The organism is Nocardia sp. NPDC046763 (assembly GCF_040645495.1).
Classification (GTDB): domain Bacteria; phylum Actinomycetota; class Actinomycetes; order Mycobacteriales; family Mycobacteriaceae; genus Nocardia.
Window position 1 is genome coordinate 370,371 of the sequence record NZ_JBEYYI010000006.1, and the last position, 20,719, is coordinate 391,089.

Here is a 20,719-nt window from a genome sequence, read left to right on the forward strand (position 1 = left end):
GACGTGCCGCGCCCCGTAGCGCGACAGTAGTGCGCGACCGTCGCGCACCCCTGTTGTCCCTATCTCCACTGTGCAACGGCCGTTCCGGAGACTTCGGCAACAGCACGACGTCTCCGGCACGAAGCCTACAGAGAATTTATCCCTTTCGGCTCCACAGCACAGTGGTCACTTGGCAGCCACCAGCACCAGACGATCCGACTTCGGGGCCGGAATCACAATGCGGGGCCCGAAAGTTCCATCCGCGGCCAGGGCCACGTCGCCGTCACCACCCCGCGGGGTAACCTTCGCGGCCACCTTGGCGAGCCCAGCTTTGGCGGGCACTTTGCCGGCTCCCACCCCCGCGGTGGCCTTGTCGGCGGCCAGCGCGGTGGCCTTGTCGGCGTCGGCCATGGTGGAGCTCACGTCGAAGAGCACCTGCGCCAGTGGCACGTCCAGCGCCTGGCAGATGGCGGCCAGCAGCTCACTGGACGCCTCCTTGCGGCCGCGCTCGACCTCCGACAGGTACCCCAGACTCACGCGCGCGGAGGTGGAGACCTCACGCAGCGTCCGGCTCTGGGCAACCCGAGCGCGCCGCAGGCTTTCCCCGATGGCTTCTCGCAGCAGCGTCATCTCGTTCTCCTCACACTCGTCTCGCCGGACCCAGCGTTTGACTGGACAACGTCCGGCGTCGGCCGCGCGTTCCCGGCCTCGTCACTCGTCCCTGACGATGCGGACGAGCTCGGTGACCGCGGCGCGAACCGCGCCCACCCTGATCGTCCACCGGTCCCCCGACAACTTCAACCGAAGTACCTCGGTGGACTCCGGACCCGCTATACCAAGGAATACCGTGCCGACCGGTCGCCCGTCCTGTGGTTCGGGTCCGGCGACTCCGGTGAGCCCGATTCCCCAGTCCGCTCCGCAGCGGTGGCGGGCCCCGACGGCGAGCTGTTCGGCCGTGCTCGCGGCTACCGGTCCGTCGACTGCCAGGGTGTCGGCACTCACACCGGCGAGCGACTGCTTGAGGTCGGTGGCGTAAACGATCAGTCCACCCCGCAACACCGTGCTGGCGCCCGGAATTCCCGCGATGGCGGCGCTGAGCAGTCCGGCGGTCAGCGATTCCGCGGTGGCCACGGTCTGACCGGCGGCGGCGAGCGCCGCCACCAGTTCGGCGGCGGGCGCCGAGGTGACGAGCGGGTCGGGCGGAATGGGCGGAGCGGTCGCTACGCGGGACAGCGCGGCCTCGACGTCAGGCCGCACGGCTGCCGCCCGGCGACCCGAACCAGAGGCGGGCCGCTTGCACGACGTAGTCGAGACCGGTGACCACCGTCAGTGCGACGGCCACGTACATCAAGTCCATTCCGGCCGAAGCGAATCCGCCGGAGAGAGGTAGCAACAGCACGGCAATGGCGACGGACTGGATCAGCGTCTTGAGCTTGCCGCCCCGGCCCGCGGGAATCACCCCGCGCCGGACCACCGCCAGCCGCAGCAGCGTCACGCCCAGTTCGCGGGCCACGATGACGATCGTGATCCACCAGGGCAGATCGTGCAGCATCGACAATCCGATGAGCGCGGCCCCGATGAGCGCCTTGTCCGCGATCGGGTCGGCCAGCTTGCCGAAGTCGGTGACCAGGCCGTATTTGCGAGCCAGTTGCCCGTCGATACGGTCGGTGATGGCGGCGACGCCGAACAGCCCGGCCGCGATCCAGCGCCACTCGGTGTCGTGCCCGCCGTGGGCGAACAGCGCCAGCAGGAACAGCGGCACGATCAGGATGCGCAGCACCGTCAGCACATTGGCGATGTTCAGCAGTGGGACGACCGGCGGTTCCACCGCCGCCTCCGGGCGGGGCACGGGGGCGAATCCCGGACTCGCCGCGGGACCGGCATCGATCCAGCGACCCTCCAACTCGTCACGTTGCACGGTCACCAGCGCCCCCACCGGCCGAGACACCGGCCATGGTTTCCGGACCATGCCGGTATGTGGGGAAGCTGGATGTGCAACACACCGACAAGCCTATCGGTACGCGGGCCGACTACTGTGCACCCCATGACAACACGGGCACCTGACAGTGGTTCGATCGGCGGGCATGCGGCGGTCGCGCCGATCGTCCGCCGAGCGCGAACCTCTGACGTGCCCGAGATCAAGAGTCTCATCGACATCTACGCCGGCCGGATCCTGCTCGAGAAGAACCTGGTGACGCTGTACGAGGCGGTCCAGGAATTCTGGGTGGCCGAGCGCGACGGCCAGATCCTCGGCTGCGGCGCGCTGCACGTGCTGTGGGCCGACCTCGGCGAGGTACGCACGGTCGCGGTGCACCCGGACATCAAGGGCACTGGCGCGGGGCGGCTGATCGTGGAGCAGCTCATCGCGGTCGCGCGCGAGCTGGAGCTGGAGCGGGTGTTCGTGCTGACCTTCGAGGTGGATTTCTTCGCCCGGCACGGGTTCGCGGAGATCGAGGGCACGCCGGTGACCGCGGAGGTGTACGCCGAGATGTGCCGGTCCTACGACACCGGCGTCGCCGAATTCCTGGATCTGTCCTACGTCAAGCCGAACACACTCGGGAATACCCGAATGCTGTTGACGCTCTGACCTTCTCCGTATCCGTACCGACTTCGATCAGGAGCGAGAGCCCATGGCCGTCTTCGCCGTCCACTACGTCTACTCCGAGGCCACCGTCCCCGGCCGCGACATCCACCGGCCCGACCACCGAGCCTGGCTGAACAGCCTGGTCGATGCGGGCACCGTGCTCACCAGCGGTCCGTACCCGGACGGGTCGGGCGCGCTCATCCTGGTCCAGGCCGACGACCTGGAGGCGGTGACCACGCTGTTCGAGAACGACCCGTTCAACCGCGAGGGCCTGCTGACCGACAAGCGCATCGTCGAATGGCAGCCGACCATGGGCGCGTTCGTGTCCTGAACGAGATACCCCGGGAGCCCCACCCCGCCGATGCGGGGCGGGGCTCTTTCTTGCCGGGATTCAACGGGTAGTGACCGGTGTTCCGGCTTCGACCGTCTCGCGCCTGCCGGAGTCGGCGCTGCGGCGGATGGCGTCCAGGACGCGATGCATGTGCAGGCCGGTCTCGAAGGACGGGACCAGGTGGAGATCGCGGCGGAGGTCGCCCGCCAGACGGTCGTAAAGCCTTGCCACGTTGCGGGATTCGATCGGCAGCGTCGCGAAGGGTCCGACCTCCTCGGGGGTCAGGTCCTGCCACGCGCCGCCCGGGCCGTTGGAGCCCAGCAGGCGCAGGTCGCTCATCTGGATGCCACCCGCTCCCGAGGGGCCGTCGCTGACAAGCACCAGATCGCCGTCGGTGCCGGCGATTTCGATGCGGGTGCGGCCGTCGGTGACCTTGCCGTCGTGAATGTGGGCCGCTACCGGTATGCCTGTCTCGGTGCGGCCGGTCAGCAGCAGGTGGTCCGGGCTGGTGACCGATACCCGCTCGCCGGTTTCGTCGATGATGGTGAGCGGGTGGCGGATCGCGAGCTCGGCCGAGACCTCGGTGAGCGGGCCGACCAGGGATTCGACGGTCGCGAGGGTGTGGCCGCCCGCGACCTCCAGCATTCCCGCGCCGTTCTCGCGGTCCAGGGTGTAGGCCGCCCACTGCGGGATGCGGCCGCCCGCGCCCTTGCCGCGGGCCGCATAGACCGTGACCGAAACCACCTTGCCCACAAAGCGACTGTTGACCATCAATGCACCGGCTCGCTGGACGGCGGGGGCGAGCCCGGCCTGCAGTCCGACGACGTGCAGTCCGGGAGCAGCGGCGGCCGCGGCCACGATGGCCTCGGCTTCGGCGGTGGTCCGGGTGAGCGGCCATTCGGAGTAGACATGCTTGCCCGCGGCCAGTGCGGCGCGGATCAGTTCGGCGTGCGCGGGGACCTTCACGGTGATGACGACCAGGTCGACGTCGGGATGTTCGGCGAGCTCGCGTGCGTCGGTGAAGGCATGGTCCGCGCCGAACACGCGGGCGGCGCGTTCGGCACTCTCGCGCCGGCTGGTGCCGACCGCGGTCAGCTCGTAGTCCGGCAGGGCGCGCAGGGCCGGGATGTGGGCGCGGGAGGCCCAGCCACGGTCCGGGTTCGCGCCGATGATTCCCACTCGGATGCGGTCCGACATCACTCACTCCTCCATTAAACGGACTCGATGCGTCCGCTTTGGACGCTAGTCAAACGGACCCGGAAAGTCCACTTTTGCTAGAGTCCGGCCATGACCGCCGTCGATCGCCTGCTCGCCCGGGATGCCGCGCCGACTCCCCGCGCCGATGCCCGCCGCAATCTCGAACGGCTGGTCACGGCCGCGCGGGCGGCGGTGGCGGAGGTCGGGGTGGCGGTCACCGCACAGGAGATCGCGCAGCGGGCCGGGGTGGGCAAGGGGACCTTCTATCGGCGGGTACCCTCGCTCGACGCACTGCTGACGGCGGTGCTGGAGGAGGTCCTCGACGAGGGCATCGCCGCCGCCGACCGCGCCCTCGCCCAACCGGATCCATGGCAGGGATTCACCGAATTCGCCGCCGCGTACGTGGGTTTGCGGGCGGAGAGCTGCGGGGTCAACGACGCGTTGGGCGGCGCGGGCAGTGGCGAGGTGGACCGCTGCATAAGCGATTTGCGCGACCGGCTGCGCGAATTGGTCGGCAGGGCACAGCGGAACGGCTCGATGCGCGGCGATACCGCCTGGGAGGACGTGGCTTTCGCACTGGCCGGGGTCGGCACCGCCGATCACACCGTCGGCCTGCGGGCCGCCCCGGACCAGTGGCAGCGCACGCTGCGCATCGTGCTGGACGGGCTGTCCGCACGACGGTGACCATCGGACCGGCGGTGGCGCAACCCGACCGACGGTCTACCGTCGATCCCGTGCGATCGGATGATGCCACGGCTCTGTCCAGGTTCCGCGCCGCCCGGGTGGCCCGGCTGGCCACCGCCGATACCACCGGCGTGCCGCACCTGGTGCCCGTCACGTTCGCGGTCTCCCCCGCCGATTCGCCGCTGCTGGTGGTGATCGCCATCGACAACAAACCGAAGACCACCACCGATCTCCGCCGCCTCCGCAATATCGCCGCCAACCGTCGCGTCTCCGTCCTCGCCGATCACTACGACGAGGACTGGACCCGGCTGTGGTGGACACGCCTCGACGGCGCCGCCGACATCCTGCACGGCACGGTGGACCGTGAGCTGCCGCTCGGCTGGCTGGTCGCCAAATATCCTCAGTACCAAGTAGATCCACCCGCGGGGCCGATCATTCGGATCGCTGTCGACTCGGTGCGCGGCTGGTCGTACGCCTGATGACGTAGCAACTCGTCAGCATGTGGAGCAGGACGTAGCAGCCCGCATAGGCCGGCACCGTGATGTACGCGAACCACACCGAGTTGTCGGCGCGCGGCATCATGAACAGGCCGATTCCGATGGGGTGCGGTGAATCCTCCATGGGCGGCCGGTCGGAGAAGGTCCACCACCAGCTGAAGGCGACCAGGACGACGACTGCCGGGGCGAGCCAGGTCCAGCGGGTTGCGGCGGTACGGGCGTGCTGCCAGGCGAGAATCAGCAAGGGCACGAACCACACCCAGTGGTGGCCCCACGAGAACGGTGACGCGCATGCGGCGGTCATGCCCGTGACCGTGATCGCCAGCAGCTCCCGGTGGGCGCGATGAGCCAGGGTCGCCGCGGCGAGCCCGAGGGCCACGACCGGGAGCAACGCGAGCAGCCACATCCAGGTCGGCGGCTGGAACACGGTCGCTCCGAACGCATTCGACGCGTAGCGCTCGACGTCGAAGAACCGCAGCAACTGCGCGAGCAGACCGTTGACGGACTGGTTGCCCGGCGAATCGACCGCCCCGACCCGGCCGGCGGCGGTGACCTGTCCGCGCCAGTACGAGTACGCGTCGCCGGGCCGGGCGAGGAAGCCGAGGGCGATGGTCGCCGCGAACGCCCCGGCCGCCACTCCCAGCGTCCGCCACTGCCGGGTGCAGACGAGATAGACGAGGAAGAACGCGGGGGTCAGTTTGATCCCGGCGGCGATGCCGACCCCGAGACCACGCAGCCGGGCCGCGGGCAGGCAGGTGAGGTCCCAGACGATCAGCAGAACCAGGAAGACATTGATCTGCCCGAGCCAGATCGTGGAGCGCACCGGTTCGAGCACCGTGCAGATCACCGCCAGCACCAGCGCGAACATCCAGGTGCGCAACGTATTCGGGTATTTCAGGCTGCGCAGGCAGCATCCGGTCAGCGCGATCAGGGCCAGTAAGGTCGCGGCCCACCACATCGCCTTGGCGGTGACCAGGGAGACGATCGTGAGCGGAACGAAGACCAGGGCCGCGAACGGGGTGTAGGTGAAGTCCATGCCGAACACGACCGGCCCGTCGTAGAGCCCGGTCCGGTTGCGGAGGGCCGCACCACCCGCCTGATACACCTCCAGGTCGAGCCCGTTGTCGAACAGGCCGTAGTACGGATTGCCGATGGGTATGGCGAAGATGTGCCACAGCAGTGCGGCCGCCATGAGGACGAGCCCGCCGGCCAGCATCCGGTTGGTCACACAGGGTTCGGTGCTCCGGCGACCGATCCGGGTGATGTCACGCTGCCCGGAGAACTCCTCGGCAAACTCCTTGGCCCCCAAAACCATCTGGCTACCATAACCAGTCCGGCCCGGCGGATCCTCTCAATCACGGTGCTACACCACGGTTCTCGCGGCGACACCGGCCGCGATCAGCTCGTGGGCGCCGGGGCGGTGGTGGTCGATGTCCCGCAGACCGCGGGCGGGCTGCCCTGCACCCGCAGCAGATCGCAGAAGGTCTGGGCGGCGACCTTCCAGCCGCCGTCGATCTGCAGCGCCGTGCCATGACGGTTGAGCAGCAACGGAATTCCGTGCTTCTTGATGGTGAAGGTCACCGCGGCCCGTCCGGGCCCGTCCCCGTTCACCTGTGAGACGCCAGCCGTCGCGCCGCCCGCGATCGACGAATGCGCCTGATTCTCCAGCGTTTCCGTGAAGGCCTGGCCGTTCTCCAGCAACGCCGCCTTCTGATCGACGGGGATGGAGCTGTCGAAGAATCGCTCGAAGGTGGTGGTGACGGCCTGCACCTCGGAGTCCGGAAGACTGCCGAGTACAGCACAGAAGTCGCTGCGCATTAACCCGGCCACGCCTACCTCGAGATCGCAACCGGGTTGAATCGTAAGCCCGGCGCAGGCAGTATCCGGTCGTGCTCCGCCCGCCGCGGTGGCCGTCCGCCGAGGACCCGTGAACGATCGGGCCCGGCGGTGACCACTCGGAGGCGTTCCACTACCGCTGTCACCCGCTGATGCGGGCGGCCGAGAAGATCATCGCCTCAGGCGAATCGGGGACGCTGCGGCGGGTCGAGACCGCACTGTGCTTCCCCCTGCCCAAGTTCTCCGATCGCCGGGCCACAGTGAGGCCCGGCGCCGGAGGCGGTTACAGGGAGCCGCGTTGCCGCAGGTTCCCCGTGCGGTCGAGCTCGACGACGGTGTCGATGCCGATCCGGTGCAGGAACGGATAGTCGTGGCTGACCACCAGGATCGCGCCACGATACTCGGCCAGCGCCTCCACCAGTTGATCGACGCTGGCGATATCGAGGTTGTTGGTCGGCTCGTCGAGGATCAGCAGCTGTGCCGGTGGATCGGCCAGGAGCAGGCGCGCCAGCGACACCCGGAAGCGTTCACCGCCCGACAACGTCGAGACCGGGCGTTCGACACTACTGCCGCGAAGCAGCAAGCGGGCCAGCTGATTACGGATCGTGGCCGGTGCGGTGGCGGTGGCCACCGCATGCACATTGTCGAGCGCGCCGACTTGCTCGTCGAGATTGTCCAGGCGTTGCGGCAGGTAGCCCACCCGGTCGGTGAGCAGGGTGCCGCGTTCGGGGTGGCGGCCGCTGAGCAGATGCTCGATCAGCGTCGACTTGCCCGCGCCATTGGGGCCGATCAGGGCGACCCGTTCCGGGCCCTGAATAACGATGGTGCGGTCGCCGTCGCCGAGTTCCGCGATACGGCGGCTGCGCGGCACGTCGGGGTCCGGCAGATCGAGATGGATGTGCTCGTCCCGGCGGACCCGCGTGGCCGCAGCGTCCAGGACATCCTGGGCGGCACGGACTTTGGCGTCGAGCGTGGTGCGCATGGCTCCGGCCGAGCCCTGCGCCCGGCTCGCCCGATTGCCCGCGAGGATGCGTGGAATGCCGCCGTCACGTTGCGTCGCGCGTGCGGTGCGCTCGCGCCGGGCCAGTTTGGTCTCGGCCTCGATGCGCTGCCGCTTCTCGACCTTCAATGCCTGCTCGGCGGTTCGCGCCGCCTGCTGGGCCGCGGCCTGTTCCTGCTCGAGGTGCTCCCGCCACGCACTGTAGGGACCGCCGTACACCTCGAGGGTCGCGCCGTGCAGTTCCGCGGTGGCGTCCATGCGCTCCAGCAGTTCCGGATCGTGGCTCACCACGACGAGGGTGCCCGGCCAGGAATCCACGAATTCGGCCAGCTTGGCGCGGGTTTCGCGATCGAGGTTGTTGGTGGGCTCGTCGAGCAGCGTGATCGGCGTGCGCCTGATTCGCAGCCCGGTGACGGCGATGAGAACGGCCTCACCGCCGGAGATCTCGCCCACATTGCGGTCGAGATCGGCTGCGCTGAAACCGATTTCGTTGAGCATCTCGTCGGCGCGGGCTTCGATGTCCCAGTCATCGCCGATCGTCTCGAAGTGTTTCTCCTCGGTGTCGCCGGCCTCGATCGCCCGCAGGGCCGCGAGTGTGCCTGCGATACCGAGCAATTGCGCGATGGTGTCGTTCCGGGCAAGTGTGAGGTGCTGCGGGAGATACCCCACATCGCCGCTGGTTTCCACCCGCCCCGAGGTCGGGGTCAGGATGCCGGCGATCAGACGCAGCAGCGTGGACTTCCCCGCGCCGTTCCGCCCCACCAAACCGGTGCGCCCGGTGGCGAACACACCATCGACCCCCGCGAGAGCGATTGTCCCGTCGGGCCATTCGAATGACAGATTCTGCAGCGTGATCGCCGCTTGCATGGATGAAGACATGTGTCGACAGACTCTTCCTGCTCATGGGATTACCGACGCCGCCGACACACACCAGAAATCAACGGCCCATTCCCGATTCGGAACGCCGAGCAGTAGGTGTGGTCGCAACGCCGCCTTCGAGTAGGCGGCTAGAGTCTGTCGACCTCGATGAGCATCCGGCCACCCTACCAGGGCCCGCACACCTCCATCCCCGTCGCCGATTGTCAGTGCACTGCCGGCAGCCGCCGCGACACTCCCCCGGTATCTTTCGAACAGGAATACCGGCTGAGCCAGCTGGTCACCCGGTACGGCCGCGTGATCGACGACCGCGATCGGGACGGACTCGGCACTGGGCGATCGACGAACTGACCCTCCGCACAACCTGGGTCGACGGCAATCAGGCTGTCGTGACCGCGGCACCCCGCTGACAGTCGTCGAGCTTGAGAATGAATCGGGGCAGGTGGGGGTCGGTGGCGGGCAGACCGTCCGGGTCGAGGTCCCACCACCGGCCGCCGTCGAACTCGGTCGGATCGAGCGGATAATCGCGGGCGCGGTCGCCGCGAATCACGTACCAGAGCGACACATCGATATGGCCCGCCGCCCGACCGACCGTCGTTGTCCGGGTGAGGAACAGCGGATGCTCCCCGATCAGGTCGAAGATCGGGTCGATGCCGAGCTCCTCCCCCGCCTCGCGTCGGGCGGTATCCCGTGGATGCTCGCCGGCTTCGACGTGGCCGCCCATCGGCAGGTGCAGGCCCGCCATCCGATGCCGGCCGAGGAAGATCCCGTGCTCGCGGGTATCGACCAGCACCACGTACGCGACCAGATGCGGTGACGGCGTGGCGGGTTTGACGCGCCGGAAGATGTCGTCGGTCGACGCGAGCCACTCCAATGTGGTTGCGCGGTGCTGCCGTTCGATGTCATCGAAGGGCGTGATCGCCGCGACGACATCCGCGACCATGGCGGTAGCAGGCTGCATGCCGGCGAACCTACCCCACGGGTACGACACCCAGCGGGTGCGTGGGGATGTTTCGCGCGGGAATTGGGGCGATCGTCGGCGGGGTTCGGGAGGTCTGCACCAGAATGGTTTTGGCGGTTAACGATCGGGGTCGGTGGGACGACATCAGGGCAGCTGATCCTTGTGGATCGCGGTCGGGGTGATTCGGGCCCGAGGTCAGGGGATACCTATGCGCAGCACACATGTCAGCCGTCGGCCGAGCGCGTTCGCGCTGGTAGGGCGGCGGGCGGGGGCGATCGTTCTCGGCGTCCTCACCTGTGCGGCCGCGATTGCGGGCTGCACGACGACATCGAAGGTCTCGCCCACCAGTCAGCCATCGGACGCGGCGACGGCTACTGCCACGGCGACTGTCCCAGACTCGGTACCCGAAACAACCCTCGTGCCGACAACATCGTTGGTGGCCGAATCTCCTGTCGTGCCGACCCAGGCTCCGTCGAAGCAGCCGGAGTCGAGCACCGAGCCGCAGGCCGGGACGACCTTTCCCGGTGAGGGCCTCACTGCTCAGCAAGCCCGTGACCTGCAGCAGGGTGTGGACGGCGGGCACCAGCCGTGGCGCCTGGATCGTGTCCAGGTCGCAAAGGCCTTCGTGCAGCAGCGATTCGGCTGGGCCACTGTCCAGGCCGCCGCGGACGGTCCGACCAGCGTCGTGGTCACCAATCAGGACGGCAGCAAACTCACGCTGCAGGTCAGTCAGCCGGTGACACAGGGCAGCCACGGTATCTGGGTCGTCGATAGCGGCGCCTGGGACTGACTCCAGCGGGAAGGCACTCGGCACGGCCGCGCGCAACTCGGCGAGCGCACGCGAATTTGTCGATTCTTGTTCGTACACAACACATTTCGAGTTGCGCATGGTGGGCGCGGCCGACCGCAGCCTGTTTCGGGAACGCGCAATCGGGAACCCGATGGAAGGCGCAGTGTACGAACCGGAAGGAGCGCGCTCCTATGCCAAGCAATCTCCACCCCGAAACGATTCACGAGCCGCCCGCGGGCGACACCGTGCCGACCCTGCTGGACGGTGTGTCGTGGCCCGGCTTCGCCCTGCTGCTGGTCGGTGTCATCGCGCTGGCCATGACGCCCGGTGACACCTGGAGTGGTCCGTGGGCCGCCGCGGCCGCGATCGGACTGATCGCCGGCGTCGGCTGGATCACTGTCGAACATCGGCGGTACCTGGCTCGGCATGAATCGCCGACGGCTGCAATGGGGACGGCGGGCCGGACGCCCACGGTGACCGATCGAGCCCCGGACCGGTCTGCGTCGGCTCGGGGCTCGCTCGGGGGTAATCGCCCATGATGATCGCTCAGCATGTTTGACGGCTCTGGACAGTACCGGCCCGGAGTGCCGCGGATCCGGACCTGTGGCCTGAGACACGCACACTGTCCAGTGGCTGTTGCCGCTGCCGCCCGGCGGAACGCGGGCGCGGGTGGTCGAGCAAGATAGGTGGCGATTTCCCCGAGGTACAAGGAGAAGCAAGTGCAACGCATCGGCGTGATCGGCGGCGGCACCATGGGTGCCGGCATCGCCGAGGTGGCCGCCCGCGCAGGCGGGTCGGTCCTGGTTCTCGAGCGCGACACCGCGGCGGCCGACGCCGCTGTCTCACGCATCGAGAAGTCCCTGGCCCGCGCGGTCAAGTCCGGCCGTCTCGAGCAGGCCGCAGCCGACGAGGCCCGCGCCCGCATCACCCTCACCACCTCGATCGACGACTTCGCCGACCGGGAGCTGGTCATCGAGGCGGCCCCGGAGATCGAGACGCTGAAGACCGAGTTCTTCGCCAAGCTGGACGCCATCGTCTCCCCCGAGACCATCCTGGCCACCAACACCTCGTCCATCCCGGTCATCCGGCTGGCCAACGCCACCGCCAACCCGGGCCGCGTCGTGGGTGTGCACTTCTTCAACCCGGTCCCGGTGCTGCCGCTGGTCGAGGTGGTGGTGACCCTCAAGACCGACCGCGAGGTCGTCGACAAGGTCACCGCCTACGCCCGCGACATCCTCGGCAAGCGGACCATCGAGTCCAAGGATCAGGCCGGCTTCATCGTCAACGCCCTGCTGATCCCCTACCTCTGCAGCGCGATCCGCATGTTCGAGACCGGCTTCGCCAGCGCCGAGGACATCGACGAGGGCATGGTCAGCGGCTGCGCCCACCCGATGGGTCCGCTTCGCCTCACCGACACCGTGGGCCTCGACGTCACCCTCGCGGTCGCCGAATCCCTCTACGCCGAATTCGGCGAACCGCAGTACGCGCCCCCGGTGCTGCTGCGCCGCATGGTCGATGCGGGCTATCTCGGCCGCAAGACCGGCCGCGGCTTCTACACCTACTGACACCGTAGGGACCGCCGCCGGGCAACCGGCTGCGGCGAACACATAGCGTGGTCGGCATGACCGGCAACGAGCTCGGCGATTTTCTGCGCGCCCGCCGCGCGGCACTGCGTCCCGAAGAGATCGGGCTGATCTCGCACGGCCGCCGCCGCGTGGCGGGGCTGCGCCGCGAGGAGGTCGCCGAGCTCGCCGGAATGAACAGCGACTACTACACGCGCCTCGAACAGGGGCGGGAGCGCCACCCGTCGGCGCAGATGCTGGAGGCCCTGAGCGGTGCGCTGCGACTGAACGAGGCTGTGCGCGAGCACCTCTACCGCCTCACGGGGGTGGCCCCGCCCGCGCGGCGGCCGAGCCCGGACGAGACGGTCAGCCCCACGCTGCGCCGCATCGTCGACGACTACCCGGCCGCACCGGCCCTGGTGCTGAATCCGGCCATGGACATCCTCGCCGCCAATGCCATCGCCGGCGCGTTCTTCTCCGGATTCCCGTGCGTCGACAATCTGGCCCGCATGACATTCCTCGAACCGGCCGCTCGCCGATTCTGCGCCGACTGGACGTGGACGTGTCAGGCCATGGTCGCGGGCTTCCGGCAGGCGGGGGCGTTGAATCCGGATGATCCGCGCCTACGTCGCGTGATCGCCGAACTCACCACAGCCAGTACCGAATTCGCCGAACTCTGGCATTCCTACACGCTGTGCACCGCGACGACCGAGCCCCGGGAGTTCTGCCACCCCGAGGCCGGTCAGCTGTTCCTGACGTATGAGTCCTTCGACGTGCGCGCCGCCGCGGGCCAGCGGCTGATGGTCTATCAGGCCGAGCCCGGCAGCCCGACCGCCGCGCGCCTGGCTCGCCTGCGTGCCTGGGTGTAGCGCACCCAGGCAACCGACCGGTTCTGGTACCTAGCATGACCGACCGTGAAGCCATTCCCCCACACGCACACTCGGCCGCCTCGGATCGCCGCGGCGGGCGCGACCCTGCTCGCGGTGGCAGCCGCCGGTCTCGCCGCGCCGGGAACCGCTCGGTCCCAACCGGTTTCATGCCCCGCCGTCACCGTATCGACCGTTGCCACCGCGGTGATCCCGTTCGTCGACTGGGCCGAGAACCTCGGATTCGACGCGCAGGGCAACCTGTGGGTCGCACGGCTGTACCGGAATGAAGTGCAGCGCTATGACAGCGCGGGCCGGGTTACGGCGACCGTCCCGGTCACCTCGCCCGGCGCGATCCGCCTCGGACCCGATCAGCTGCTGTATATCGTCTACGGCGACAACTCGGTGAACCTGCTGCCCGGCCATCACGACAGCGGTGTCGTCCGTTTCGACCCGACCGCCGCCACACCGGTTCCCGAGACCTTCGTCGACGGCCTGAGCATGGCCAATGGTGCGGCCTTCGACGCCGAGGGCAACCTGTACGTCGCCGACACCGGGTCCGGGGTGGTCCGGGTCCGGCGCGATGGCACCGTCGATACCGAGTGGTCGGCGCAGGCGAAGATATTCGGCGTCAACGGCATTGCCGTCCACGATGATTCGATCTACACGACGGTCTACCTCACCCCGCAGGGCCGGCTCGTCCAGATCCCGCTCGCCGACCCGTCCCGCCAGAGCACCACCACGGACACCCCACTCGCCGACGACCTGGCTGTCGGCCCGGGCGGATTTCTCTACACCGCCACGACGTCCGGCACCCTGCTCCGCGTCGACCCCGACAGCCACGCCAGCTGTTCGCTCTTGACCAGAGACCCGCTGGCCGCGGTGGCGACGGCCCCCGGCTCCGAACGCGACCTCATGGTTGCCACCGGCCGCGGTGACGTTCTTCGCGTGCACCTCAACGACCGAGTCGGGTGAATCCCGCCGCAGGAGCTGCCTCCGCAGGCGGTATGCGCGGGCGCGCCGTGGAAAGTCAGTGCCGCCGACCGGGCCCGTCCGGCGATGGAAGATCGGGGTCGCTGCCGCTGTCCTGTGCGCCGCCGGATCCTTCACCCGCAGCGGGGCCGATTCTGCGCGGCCGGGCCACGGGCCGGATACCGGTGACCGGGGCATCGTCACCGGCTCGCTTGCGCCGCATGGCACCGAGGTCGATGACACTCCCACCCTGGTCGGCGCTGCCCGGATCGTTGACCGGAGCGGGGTACGGTCCCGGCCCGGGGTCGACCGGCCACCACCCGGTCTCACGCTGCAGCTCGGATCGAAGGACGGGCCTGGTCGGCGCCGGATCGTAGACCGAGCCGCCTTCCGGACGCCAAGGATGCTGAGGACGCTCGGCCGCTTCCTCGTTCTTACGCCGCGGGCGACGCGGCAGCCTGGTGATCTTCGACGAGCCATCCCCCGCTTCGGCAGCACCGCGCTCGGCGGCCTTCAATGCCTCCAGCTGCCTGCGTAGCCGTTCCACCGCATCGAACCTGTTCCCGCCGGGTCCCGGCAGGGATCCACGTCCAGGTACTTCCCGATCCGACATCGACCTAGCCGCCGACGGGTGCCACGGCACCCGCTCCCGCCACGACCGCCCGAACGCCGAGCCGATCTCCGAACTTGTTCTTCATTGCGTCGCCCACGACCTCATTCTCCCTCAGTCCCGCCGCAGCCGTTTCGCGCGCTCTGTTCCGGGCGATTGAGAGCACACTTCCCGATACACAATCTGCGGCCCGAGGTCAAGATCCGAGGGGTCGACTCCGTCGGATATGGGCGGCGAGGTCGGGCCGACGCCGATCGAATTCCACGCATCGGCGACCGAGGGTTGATCACTCGACTCGATATGGGCGGGGACATACCTTGCTTCGCATGTGCTTCTACCCGAGTCGGACACATCTCGTGTGCCTGCAATGCCGGGTGTCCTATAAGCATTCGACCGGGTGCGGGCCGAAGCGGTGTTCACACTGTGGTGGCGAATTCATCGATGCCGGACCACATCTCGCGGTGCCCCGGAAGGTCGACAAGGCCGGGTGGCAGGTGCTCGCGGCCGTACTCGACTCCGGGCTGACCTTCCACGGCGGATGCTGCGGCACCGGTCCGGGCTATCGGCCGCGCACGTTACGCGAGGTTCGAGAGCGGCAGCTGCTCGCGCAACGCACGGGAATACCGATCGCTGAGGCGTTGGTCAGGCCGAATCTCTAACCGGCGAGCTCCTTTCGGACCTCGGCGTTGTGCACGCGTGCGCGGAGGAAGCGAACGTAGCCGCTGTGGAAGCTCCTCGGTGGCGTGCCCGGAACCAGGGCTGACTCCGCGAGATCGAGGGAGTCTTCCAGTAGGGCGTCGTGCAGCCATCGCCACACGAGTGGCCAGGCGAGCCGGTCCCTTCCGTGCGTCCGCATCACCAACTCGTGTGTCAGGCGGGAGTGCGTGGCGTCCAGTTCCTCCACGACGAATCCGTGCGTTCCGTCGAAGCCGAGCGGGCGACGGAAGCGGAACCGCACCTCACGTCCCGGAACGTATTTCACACAGGTGTAGCGGATCGGACCATGGCCGCCCGATGCGTCGACTCCCAGTGGCCGATCGAATCGCATTGCGGGCCATCGGTCGACCGGCCACAGCCGGTCGTCGTCGCTCGCCAGCGTGTCGAGCAGCCGACCGACCGACTGGGCGTCGGCCGCGATCACCCGGCTGTGGACGTTACGAATCATGATTCCTCCATTTAGCGATTACTCTCCAATTTCAATTAGAGGATACCCTCTAGAACGTGTCGAGGAAACCTGACCGGAGTCGTTCGGATGCGCACAGTGGAGCGCCGAAGCCCGCGACGCGGCCGCGGCCCGGCTGAACGACGCCGCCCGGAATCTGGGCGATCGCCCGCACTACCGCAGCCGGGCCGACCGCGAACGCTCGGCCCGGGCGGAGAGGTGCTCGTGTGCACTCACCGGGTGTGGCGCTGTGACTTCATAGGAGCCCGGCCGGAGATCTCCACCCCCGCTCCGAAAATCGTTTTGCCGCTTCAGAACTCGTTGCTACCGTAGTTTCAACACCTCCATTCGACGACACCGGAAAGGCGGCCCCGTGACCGAGCTGATTCAGCCCGCAACCACATTCGACCTCGCCCGCCTGCTCCGCGTCCGACTCGGCGCACGGAGCGTCTCCTAGCGGCCTCGGCATCACCGACCCGCCAGGGCCGCTTCCGGGCAAAACGCCACGGAGAGCGGCCCTTTTCCATATCCCCTCGCCCACCCCATTCCCTCGTAGCCCAAAGGTAGAGGCAACGGTCTCAGATGCCGTCGAGTGTGAGTTCGAATCTCACCGAGGGAACCCACCTTTCACGACCCGCGCACCCGAGTGCGGAGTAGATGTCAGCGGCGACATCCGCGCGGGGTCGAGCGCCCGTAGCTCAGTGGAGAGAGCGCCTGCCTCCGAAGCAGGAGGTCGAAGGTTCGAATCCTTCCGGGCACACCAACTTTCGATGAAGCGTGGTAAGCCGAATCCCGCCGTTCGCAGTCTTTCAGGCCCGGTCGAATCCCGTCGGATCAGGCGAGGTTGTCCGGCGGAGTCGGATCGGTGGTACACGATCTCGGCCGCACCGATGAATTTCGGGTGGATCCGTCGTCGGCTCCCCTGGATAGACCGAAAGACAGGAGTCCAGACATGACGAGACCGTTTCGATTCGGGGTCGTTGCCCCGCTCAGAACCGACCTGCCGACGTGGCGAGATCGCGTGCGCCGCATCGCCGACAGCGGCTACTCGACGCTGCTGGTGCCCGACTTCCCGCAGATGCAACCGGCGCCCGGCCCCGTGCTGGCGACCGTCGCGGCCCTGACCGACCTGCGCGTGGGCACCTGGGTGTACGCCTCTCCGCTACGCCCGGCCTGGCTGACGGCGTGGGAAGCACACTCGCTGTCGCTACTGACCGAGGGGCGCTTCGAGATGGGCATCGGCACGGGCAGACCGGGAATCGAGGACGAGCTCCGCGACAAGGGGCAGCCCGTCGTACCGCCGCCGAGCGAGCGGCTGGCACAGATCCGGGAGACCGTCGAGACGCTGCGAGATCTCGACGGCCCCGACCGTCACACGCCCGTGGCGATGGCCGTAATCGGCCCGAAGGCCCAAGCGTTGGCGGCCGAGATCGCGGACACGGTCACCTTCGTGCTGGGGGATCAGCCTCGCGGCGAAGTCGAGCGGCTGGCACGCGAGTTCCGCACCCTCAGCGACGCCGAACTCGCGCTCGCCGTACCGGTTATCGGTGATACTGTCGCGCCGCACATGGCGCGCCCCGACACCGACACCGCTGCGCTTCACGCGGCGGACGCAATGACCGTGCTTCCGGATGACCCGGCGGCCGCCGCCGAGGAAATCCAGCGGCGGCGGGAGGAGATCGGCTTCTCCTACTTCATTTTCGGCGCCGACTTCGCCGACAGGTTCGCTCCGGTCGTCGCCGAGCTCGCCGGACGCTAGTTGCCTGAAAGCAACCCGTGGCCTCCGTTCACCGAGTTCCCCGACCCCTGACGACATGGTCGGGCTCAGCCGCCGGTGGCTGCTCCGAGCCGCGTGAACGAGCCCGCTGTTTCAACCTCGAGCGATCCACTGTTGCATGGCGGCCGCGACCATCGAGTCGCCGTGCGCGGTGGGGTGCCAGGGGAACCCGAGCAGTTCGGTGCGTGGGTCGAACGCTCCGTCCACCCAGGGATCCGCAGTGCAGGCGCCATGCCCGGCGGTTACCGCTCGGGTGTCGAGGAAGTCCACGTTCAGAATGCCGGCGGCCTCGCGCTGGGCCGAGTCGATCCGGTCCAGAAACCCGGTGACCGCGCCGGCTCGGGGCTGGACCGCGTCGATGCCGAGGATGCTCGCGCAGGCGGAGTCTTGGCCGGGAGAATGTATCTCCGGGTATCCCACGAAAACGATCCGCGCGTTCGGGGCGTAGTAGCGGATGTACTCAACCGCTTGGCGGACTCGGTCGGCGTAGGCCTGACCAGTGATGGTGTCGAGGTCGGGGGCGCGGCCTTGCGCTGCGGCTTCCGTACCGCAACCATCGATCAGGTCGGTCAGACACGTCAGGGCACGAGACAAGGCGACCGGGTTGTCGGCTCCCCAGGCGTCGTTCATGCCGAGCTGAATCGTCACGGTCCGGGTGCGTGACCCGAACGCGCTATCGGACATGACCCGTTTCACCTGGTGCACCAGGGTCCAGCCGGAGGTGTCGATCGTGCCGCCCTGGCACGAGGTGTCCTCGACGTCGTCTGGTGACAAGCCGATACGCTGCGTCAGCTGTGTCGGCCATGATGTCGGCACGTGCTTGCAGTCGGGATCCCCGCCTGCGTTCAGCAGGTCGAGGATTTCCCCGTTGGCGGAGAAGGAATCGCCGATCACCACGAGCGTTTTGCCGCTGGGGGTCTCCGCCGTGGTCGGCGGCGCCATCGCGGCGAGCACCGCTGCGGTGCCGCAGACCGTGGACGCTGCAAGCAACCGCAACCGAGCCGAACTCTTCACTGGCTGTGTACCTCTTATCGATCCGTTGCGAAAACATGCGAAGCGCGACCGCTTCAGATTCGAACGCCTACTGTAGCTGCGCGCCGGTAGCGCCGCCGATCGATCGCGAATTCGGCAGCGATCCGAATTTCATCACGCTCCGGATTTGTTGACCGAAGACGCACGATGGGAAATGCCGCCGATCGCAACCCGGTTCGAAGGCCGCGACACCATCCTCGCCTTCCTGGTCGGACAGATGCGGATGATCGGTCCGGCCGAACTGGTCGCCACCTCCGCCAGTGGACAGCCCCGCCTTCGCGGTGTACGCCCGCGGCCACGACGGTGCGCACCATCCACACGCACTGCACGTACTGACAGTCACCGCCGAGGGCGTCAGCAGGGTCGTCGCGTTCCACGGCTCCGGGTTGTTTCCGCTGTTCGGGCTCTGACCAGGCAACGTCATGTCCGAACGGACACGAGCATGCCGTGATCCGTTGTCGCGAAATGGATCCCGCGTACCGATCACGTCGCGGCGCGCCCTGGGCGGACGGCCTCGAGCCCATGGTGGGCCGACAGGCCGCGCGGAACCAGCGACACCTGGACCATGGCGAGGAGTCTTTCGGCTCTGCCGAGCGGCGGGTTCGCGCGGCAGCCTGTACCCGTGATCATGACTCTTGCCACCGTGGCGCCGACGCCGGCGATCGAGCCCTGCACGTTCGACCGGACGGTCACGCGGCTGTGTGCCGAATTCGGCAGCACCGCATCCCGGCAGCAGGTGGAATCGGTTCTGCGATGGAGCCTGGCCGACTTGGCCGGCAGCCCCGCCGGTGCCATGCCCGAACTCGGCGAACGCTCGGCCAGACAACGACTGCTGGACAACGACCTCGATATGCCGTTGCACGTCGCGTGATTTCCGTTCGTTCCGGGGGCTGTCGCATCGAGCCCGCGGTGACGGTCGAAGCCGTTGTGGGCGAACGCTTTCGCGGTCCGGATCAGCGTTTGCTGTCGCCGACGGGCTCGATGGGCCCGGGCGCATCGCCGAGGCGGGCGTGTAGCCGGTCTCGGATCTGGTCCGGGGTGTAGGCGCGGCGTTTGCGCTCGGACCGCACGATGACCACTCCCGTCGCCGCGACACCCGCGGCCCCTGCCAAGCCGAGCACCTTCCACCAGCGCATACGCCTAGGCTAGTCGCTGTGCCACGTGAAGCGCTCTCGAGTATCGGTTTGGATGACGCGGTCGAGCTCGCGCGGACCGGCGATCTGTGGCTGTTCCGCGGCCATACCGGTGCCGACCGCGCGATCCGGGGGCTGACCAACAGCCCGGTCAACCATGTCGGCATGGCGGTGGTCATCGATGACCTCCCGGCCCTGATCTGGCACGCCGAACTCGGCCGGGCACTGCCGGATGTCTGGTCGGGCAACCACCATCGCGGTGCACAGCTGCACGACCTGCGGGCCGCGATCATGCGCTGGGCCAACGATTACGGGCAGCAAGCGTGGATTCGCCAGCTGGATCGGCCGGTTACCCGCGAGATGGAAGATGCCGCGCTGCGGATGGTCGCGCGGCTGGACGGCATGCCCTTTCCCTCCACCAGCGCGCTCGCGGGGCGGTGGTTGCGGGGCCGGGTAGCGCTGCCGAAGCGATCGGGAACGCGTGAAACCGACGCCGGTCTGGAGAACGCGTACTGCGCGGAGATCGTCGCCATGACTTATCAGGCCATGGGTCTGCTGCCCGAGAAGCGTCCGAACTGGTATGACCCGGGCAGGTTTTGGAGTGGCGACAATTTGCGTCTGGCCGAGGGCTATCACCTCGGCGGGGAAATCACGGTGCACGTTCCCGTGCGCTGACGCACCGGCATCACCCATCGCATCCCCGGGTCGAAAATCGTTTTACCACTTCAGGACTCGGCTGCTACCGTGATTCCAACACCTCCCCCGACGACAGGAAAGGCGGCACCGTGACCGAATTTATGCAGCGCCCGAACACGTTCGACCGCAGCCGTCTCGTCCGCGTCGGCGTACGGATCTGCCCCTGAAGGTCTC

The 20,719-nt window shown here is 68.1% G+C and carries 26 protein-coding genes, 2 tRNA genes and 1 pseudogene; 17 read left to right on the forward strand and 12 right to left on the reverse strand.

The window, feature by feature from the left end; all coding sequences use genetic code 11:
- Window positions 1–165: 165 nt before the first annotated feature.
- The 3 genes from ABZ909_RS13320 to pgsA form a co-directional block, all read right to left on the reverse strand.
- Complete coding sequence (locus ABZ909_RS13320; RefSeq protein ID WP_354839560.1) at window positions 166–609, reverse strand: helix-turn-helix transcriptional regulator; 444 nt, start codon at window positions 607–609, stop codon at window positions 166–168.
- A gap of 81 nt (window positions 610–690) precedes the next feature.
- Complete coding sequence (locus tag ABZ909_RS13325; RefSeq protein WP_356998555.1) at window positions 691–1,185, reverse strand: CinA family protein; 495 nt, start codon at window positions 1,183–1,185, stop codon at window positions 691–693.
- Window positions 1,186–1,225: 40 nt separating this feature from the next.
- Window positions 1,226–1,828, reverse strand: a complete 603-nt coding sequence (gene pgsA / locus ABZ909_RS13330; protein WP_356998557.1) for a CDP-diacylglycerol--glycerol-3-phosphate 3-phosphatidyltransferase — start codon at window positions 1,826–1,828, stop codon at window positions 1,226–1,228.
- Window positions 1,829–2,023: 195 nt separating this feature from the next.
- Here pgsA and ABZ909_RS13335 point away from each other — a divergent pair, with 195 nt between their 5' ends.
- Window positions 2,024–2,566, forward strand: coding sequence for an amino-acid N-acetyltransferase (locus ABZ909_RS13335; RefSeq protein ID WP_356998436.1), 543 nt, complete (start codon window positions 2,024–2,026; stop codon window positions 2,564–2,566).
- Between the two features lie 43 nt (window positions 2,567–2,609).
- On the forward strand, window positions 2,610–2,894 hold the full coding sequence (locus ABZ909_RS13340; RefSeq protein ID WP_354839554.1) for a YciI family protein: 285 nt from the start codon (window positions 2,610–2,612) through the stop codon (window positions 2,892–2,894).
- A 60-nt stretch (window positions 2,895–2,954) separates the two neighbouring features.
- Here the strand turns inward: ABZ909_RS13340 and ABZ909_RS13345 are convergent, their stop codons facing one another.
- Entirely contained in the window at window positions 2,955–4,091 is a 1,137-nt protein-coding gene (locus ABZ909_RS13345) for a Gfo/Idh/MocA family oxidoreductase (protein WP_356998438.1), read from the reverse strand.
- A gap of 90 nt (window positions 4,092–4,181) precedes the next feature.
- On the opposite strand from ABZ909_RS13345, the gene ABZ909_RS13350 reads away from it, so the two are divergent.
- Window positions 4,182–4,775, forward strand: a complete 594-nt coding sequence (locus ABZ909_RS13350; protein WP_356998440.1) for a TetR/AcrR family transcriptional regulator — start codon at window positions 4,182–4,184, stop codon at window positions 4,773–4,775.
- A 50-nt stretch (window positions 4,776–4,825) separates the two neighbouring features.
- Window positions 4,826–5,254, forward strand: coding sequence for a TIGR03668 family PPOX class F420-dependent oxidoreductase (locus tag ABZ909_RS13355; RefSeq protein ID WP_356998441.1), 429 nt, complete (start codon window positions 4,826–4,828; stop codon window positions 5,252–5,254).
- Here ABZ909_RS13355 and ABZ909_RS13360 read toward each other — a convergent pair.
- Both ABZ909_RS13360 and ABZ909_RS13365 read right to left on the reverse strand, forming a co-directional pair.
- Complete coding sequence (locus tag ABZ909_RS13360) at window positions 5,208–6,587, reverse strand: glycosyltransferase 87 family protein (RefSeq protein WP_356998443.1); 1,380 nt, start codon at window positions 6,585–6,587, stop codon at window positions 5,208–5,210. The two genes, ABZ909_RS13355 and ABZ909_RS13360, sit on opposite strands and share 47 nt — an antisense overlap.
- Window positions 6,588–6,670: 83 nt before the next feature.
- A complete protein-coding gene (locus ABZ909_RS13365) occupies window positions 6,671–7,102 on the reverse strand; it encodes a hypothetical protein (RefSeq protein ID WP_356998445.1) in 432 nt (143 codons plus the stop codon).
- Between the two features lie 128 nt (window positions 7,103–7,230).
- On the opposite strand from ABZ909_RS13365, the pseudogene ABZ909_RS13370 reads away from it, so the two are divergent.
- Window positions 7,231–7,362: pseudogene (locus ABZ909_RS13370) on the forward strand (gfo/Idh/MocA family oxidoreductase); the annotation flags it as partial.
- A 29-nt stretch (window positions 7,363–7,391) separates the two neighbouring features.
- On the opposite strand, the gene ABZ909_RS13375 reads toward ABZ909_RS13370, so the two are convergent.
- A complete protein-coding gene (locus ABZ909_RS13375; protein ID WP_356998446.1) occupies window positions 7,392–8,987 on the reverse strand; it encodes an ABC-F family ATP-binding cassette domain-containing protein in 1,596 nt (531 codons plus the stop codon).
- A gap of 376 nt (window positions 8,988–9,363) precedes the next feature.
- Window positions 9,364–9,945, reverse strand: coding sequence for an NUDIX hydrolase (locus ABZ909_RS13380; RefSeq protein ID WP_356998448.1), 582 nt, complete (start codon window positions 9,943–9,945; stop codon window positions 9,364–9,366).
- Between the two features lie 454 nt (window positions 9,946–10,399).
- Between ABZ909_RS13380 and ABZ909_RS13385 the strand changes: the two genes are divergently transcribed.
- From ABZ909_RS13385 to ABZ909_RS13405, 5 genes are all read left to right on the forward strand, one after another.
- Window positions 10,400–10,735: a hypothetical protein gene (locus tag ABZ909_RS13385; RefSeq protein WP_356998450.1), complete on the forward strand. Its 336-nt coding sequence runs from the start codon at window positions 10,400–10,402 to the stop codon at window positions 10,733–10,735.
- 191 nt (window positions 10,736–10,926) lie between these two features.
- Window positions 10,927–11,274, forward strand: a complete 348-nt coding sequence (locus ABZ909_RS13390) for a hypothetical protein (RefSeq protein WP_356998452.1) — start codon at window positions 10,927–10,929, stop codon at window positions 11,272–11,274.
- A gap of 180 nt (window positions 11,275–11,454) precedes the next feature.
- Window positions 11,455–12,300: a 3-hydroxybutyryl-CoA dehydrogenase gene (locus tag ABZ909_RS13395; protein ID WP_356998454.1), complete on the forward strand. Its 846-nt coding sequence runs from the start codon at window positions 11,455–11,457 to the stop codon at window positions 12,298–12,300.
- Between the two features lie 56 nt (window positions 12,301–12,356).
- Window positions 12,357–13,166, forward strand: a complete 810-nt coding sequence (locus ABZ909_RS13400) for a helix-turn-helix transcriptional regulator (RefSeq protein ID WP_356998456.1) — start codon at window positions 12,357–12,359, stop codon at window positions 13,164–13,166.
- Between the two features lie 45 nt (window positions 13,167–13,211).
- Window positions 13,212–14,138, forward strand: coding sequence for a hypothetical protein (locus ABZ909_RS13405; RefSeq protein ID WP_356998458.1), 927 nt, complete (start codon window positions 13,212–13,214; stop codon window positions 14,136–14,138).
- Between the two features lie 55 nt (window positions 14,139–14,193).
- Here ABZ909_RS13405 and ABZ909_RS13410 read toward each other — a convergent pair whose 3' ends face one another.
- Entirely contained in the window at window positions 14,194–14,682 is a 489-nt protein-coding gene (locus ABZ909_RS13410) for a hypothetical protein (protein WP_356998460.1), read from the reverse strand.
- Window positions 14,683–15,206: 524 nt separating this feature from the next.
- Between ABZ909_RS13410 and ABZ909_RS13415 the strand changes: the two genes are divergently transcribed.
- Window positions 15,207–15,404, forward strand: coding sequence for a hypothetical protein (locus tag ABZ909_RS13415; RefSeq protein WP_356998462.1), 198 nt, complete (start codon window positions 15,207–15,209; stop codon window positions 15,402–15,404).
- Here ABZ909_RS13415 and ABZ909_RS13420 read toward each other — a convergent pair.
- Complete coding sequence (locus ABZ909_RS13420; RefSeq protein ID WP_356998464.1) at window positions 15,401–15,910, reverse strand: SRPBCC family protein; 510 nt, start codon at window positions 15,908–15,910, stop codon at window positions 15,401–15,403. The two genes, ABZ909_RS13415 and ABZ909_RS13420, sit on opposite strands and share 4 nt — an antisense overlap.
- Before the next feature lie 543 nt (window positions 15,911–16,453).
- Between ABZ909_RS13420 and ABZ909_RS13425 the strand changes: the two genes are divergently transcribed.
- The 3 genes from ABZ909_RS13425 to ABZ909_RS13435 all read left to right on the forward strand — a co-directional run bounded on the left by ABZ909_RS13425 (window position 16,454) and on the right by ABZ909_RS13435 (window position 17,666).
- Window positions 16,454–16,526 (forward strand) — tRNA-Leu (locus tag ABZ909_RS13425).
- 68 nt (window positions 16,527–16,594) lie between these two features.
- Window positions 16,595–16,670 (forward strand) — tRNA-Arg (locus ABZ909_RS13430).
- Window positions 16,671–16,859: 189 nt separating this feature from the next.
- The gene (locus ABZ909_RS13435; protein ID WP_356998465.1) at window positions 16,860–17,666 is read left to right on the forward strand and encodes an LLM class flavin-dependent oxidoreductase; all 807 of its coding nucleotides are present in this window, start codon (window positions 16,860–16,862) and stop codon (window positions 17,664–17,666) included.
- Window positions 17,667–17,777: 111 nt separating this feature from the next.
- On the opposite strand, the gene ABZ909_RS13440 is transcribed toward ABZ909_RS13435, so the two are convergent.
- Window positions 17,778–18,698, reverse strand: coding sequence for an SGNH/GDSL hydrolase family protein (locus ABZ909_RS13440; RefSeq protein ID WP_356998467.1), 921 nt, complete (start codon window positions 18,696–18,698; stop codon window positions 17,778–17,780).
- A 278-nt stretch (window positions 18,699–18,976) separates the two neighbouring features.
- Here ABZ909_RS13440 and ABZ909_RS13445 point away from each other — a divergent pair, with 278 nt between their 5' ends.
- Entirely contained in the window at window positions 18,977–19,126 is a 150-nt protein-coding gene (locus tag ABZ909_RS13445) for a hypothetical protein (protein ID WP_356998469.1), read from the forward strand.
- 212 nt (window positions 19,127–19,338) lie between these two features.
- Window positions 19,339–19,587: a hypothetical protein gene (locus ABZ909_RS13450; RefSeq protein WP_356998471.1), complete on the forward strand. Its 249-nt coding sequence runs from the start codon at window positions 19,339–19,341 to the stop codon at window positions 19,585–19,587.
- Between the two features lie 82 nt (window positions 19,588–19,669).
- On the opposite strand, the gene ABZ909_RS13455 is transcribed toward ABZ909_RS13450, so the two are convergent.
- Window positions 19,670–19,852, reverse strand: a complete 183-nt coding sequence (locus tag ABZ909_RS13455) for a hypothetical protein (RefSeq protein ID WP_356998473.1) — start codon at window positions 19,850–19,852, stop codon at window positions 19,670–19,672.
- Between the two features lie 48 nt (window positions 19,853–19,900).
- On the opposite strand from ABZ909_RS13455, the gene ABZ909_RS13460 reads away from it, so the two are divergent.
- Entirely contained in the window at window positions 19,901–20,524 is a 624-nt protein-coding gene (locus tag ABZ909_RS13460; protein WP_356998475.1) for a hypothetical protein, read from the forward strand.
- The last annotated feature ends 195 nt before the right edge of the window (window positions 20,525–20,719 follow it).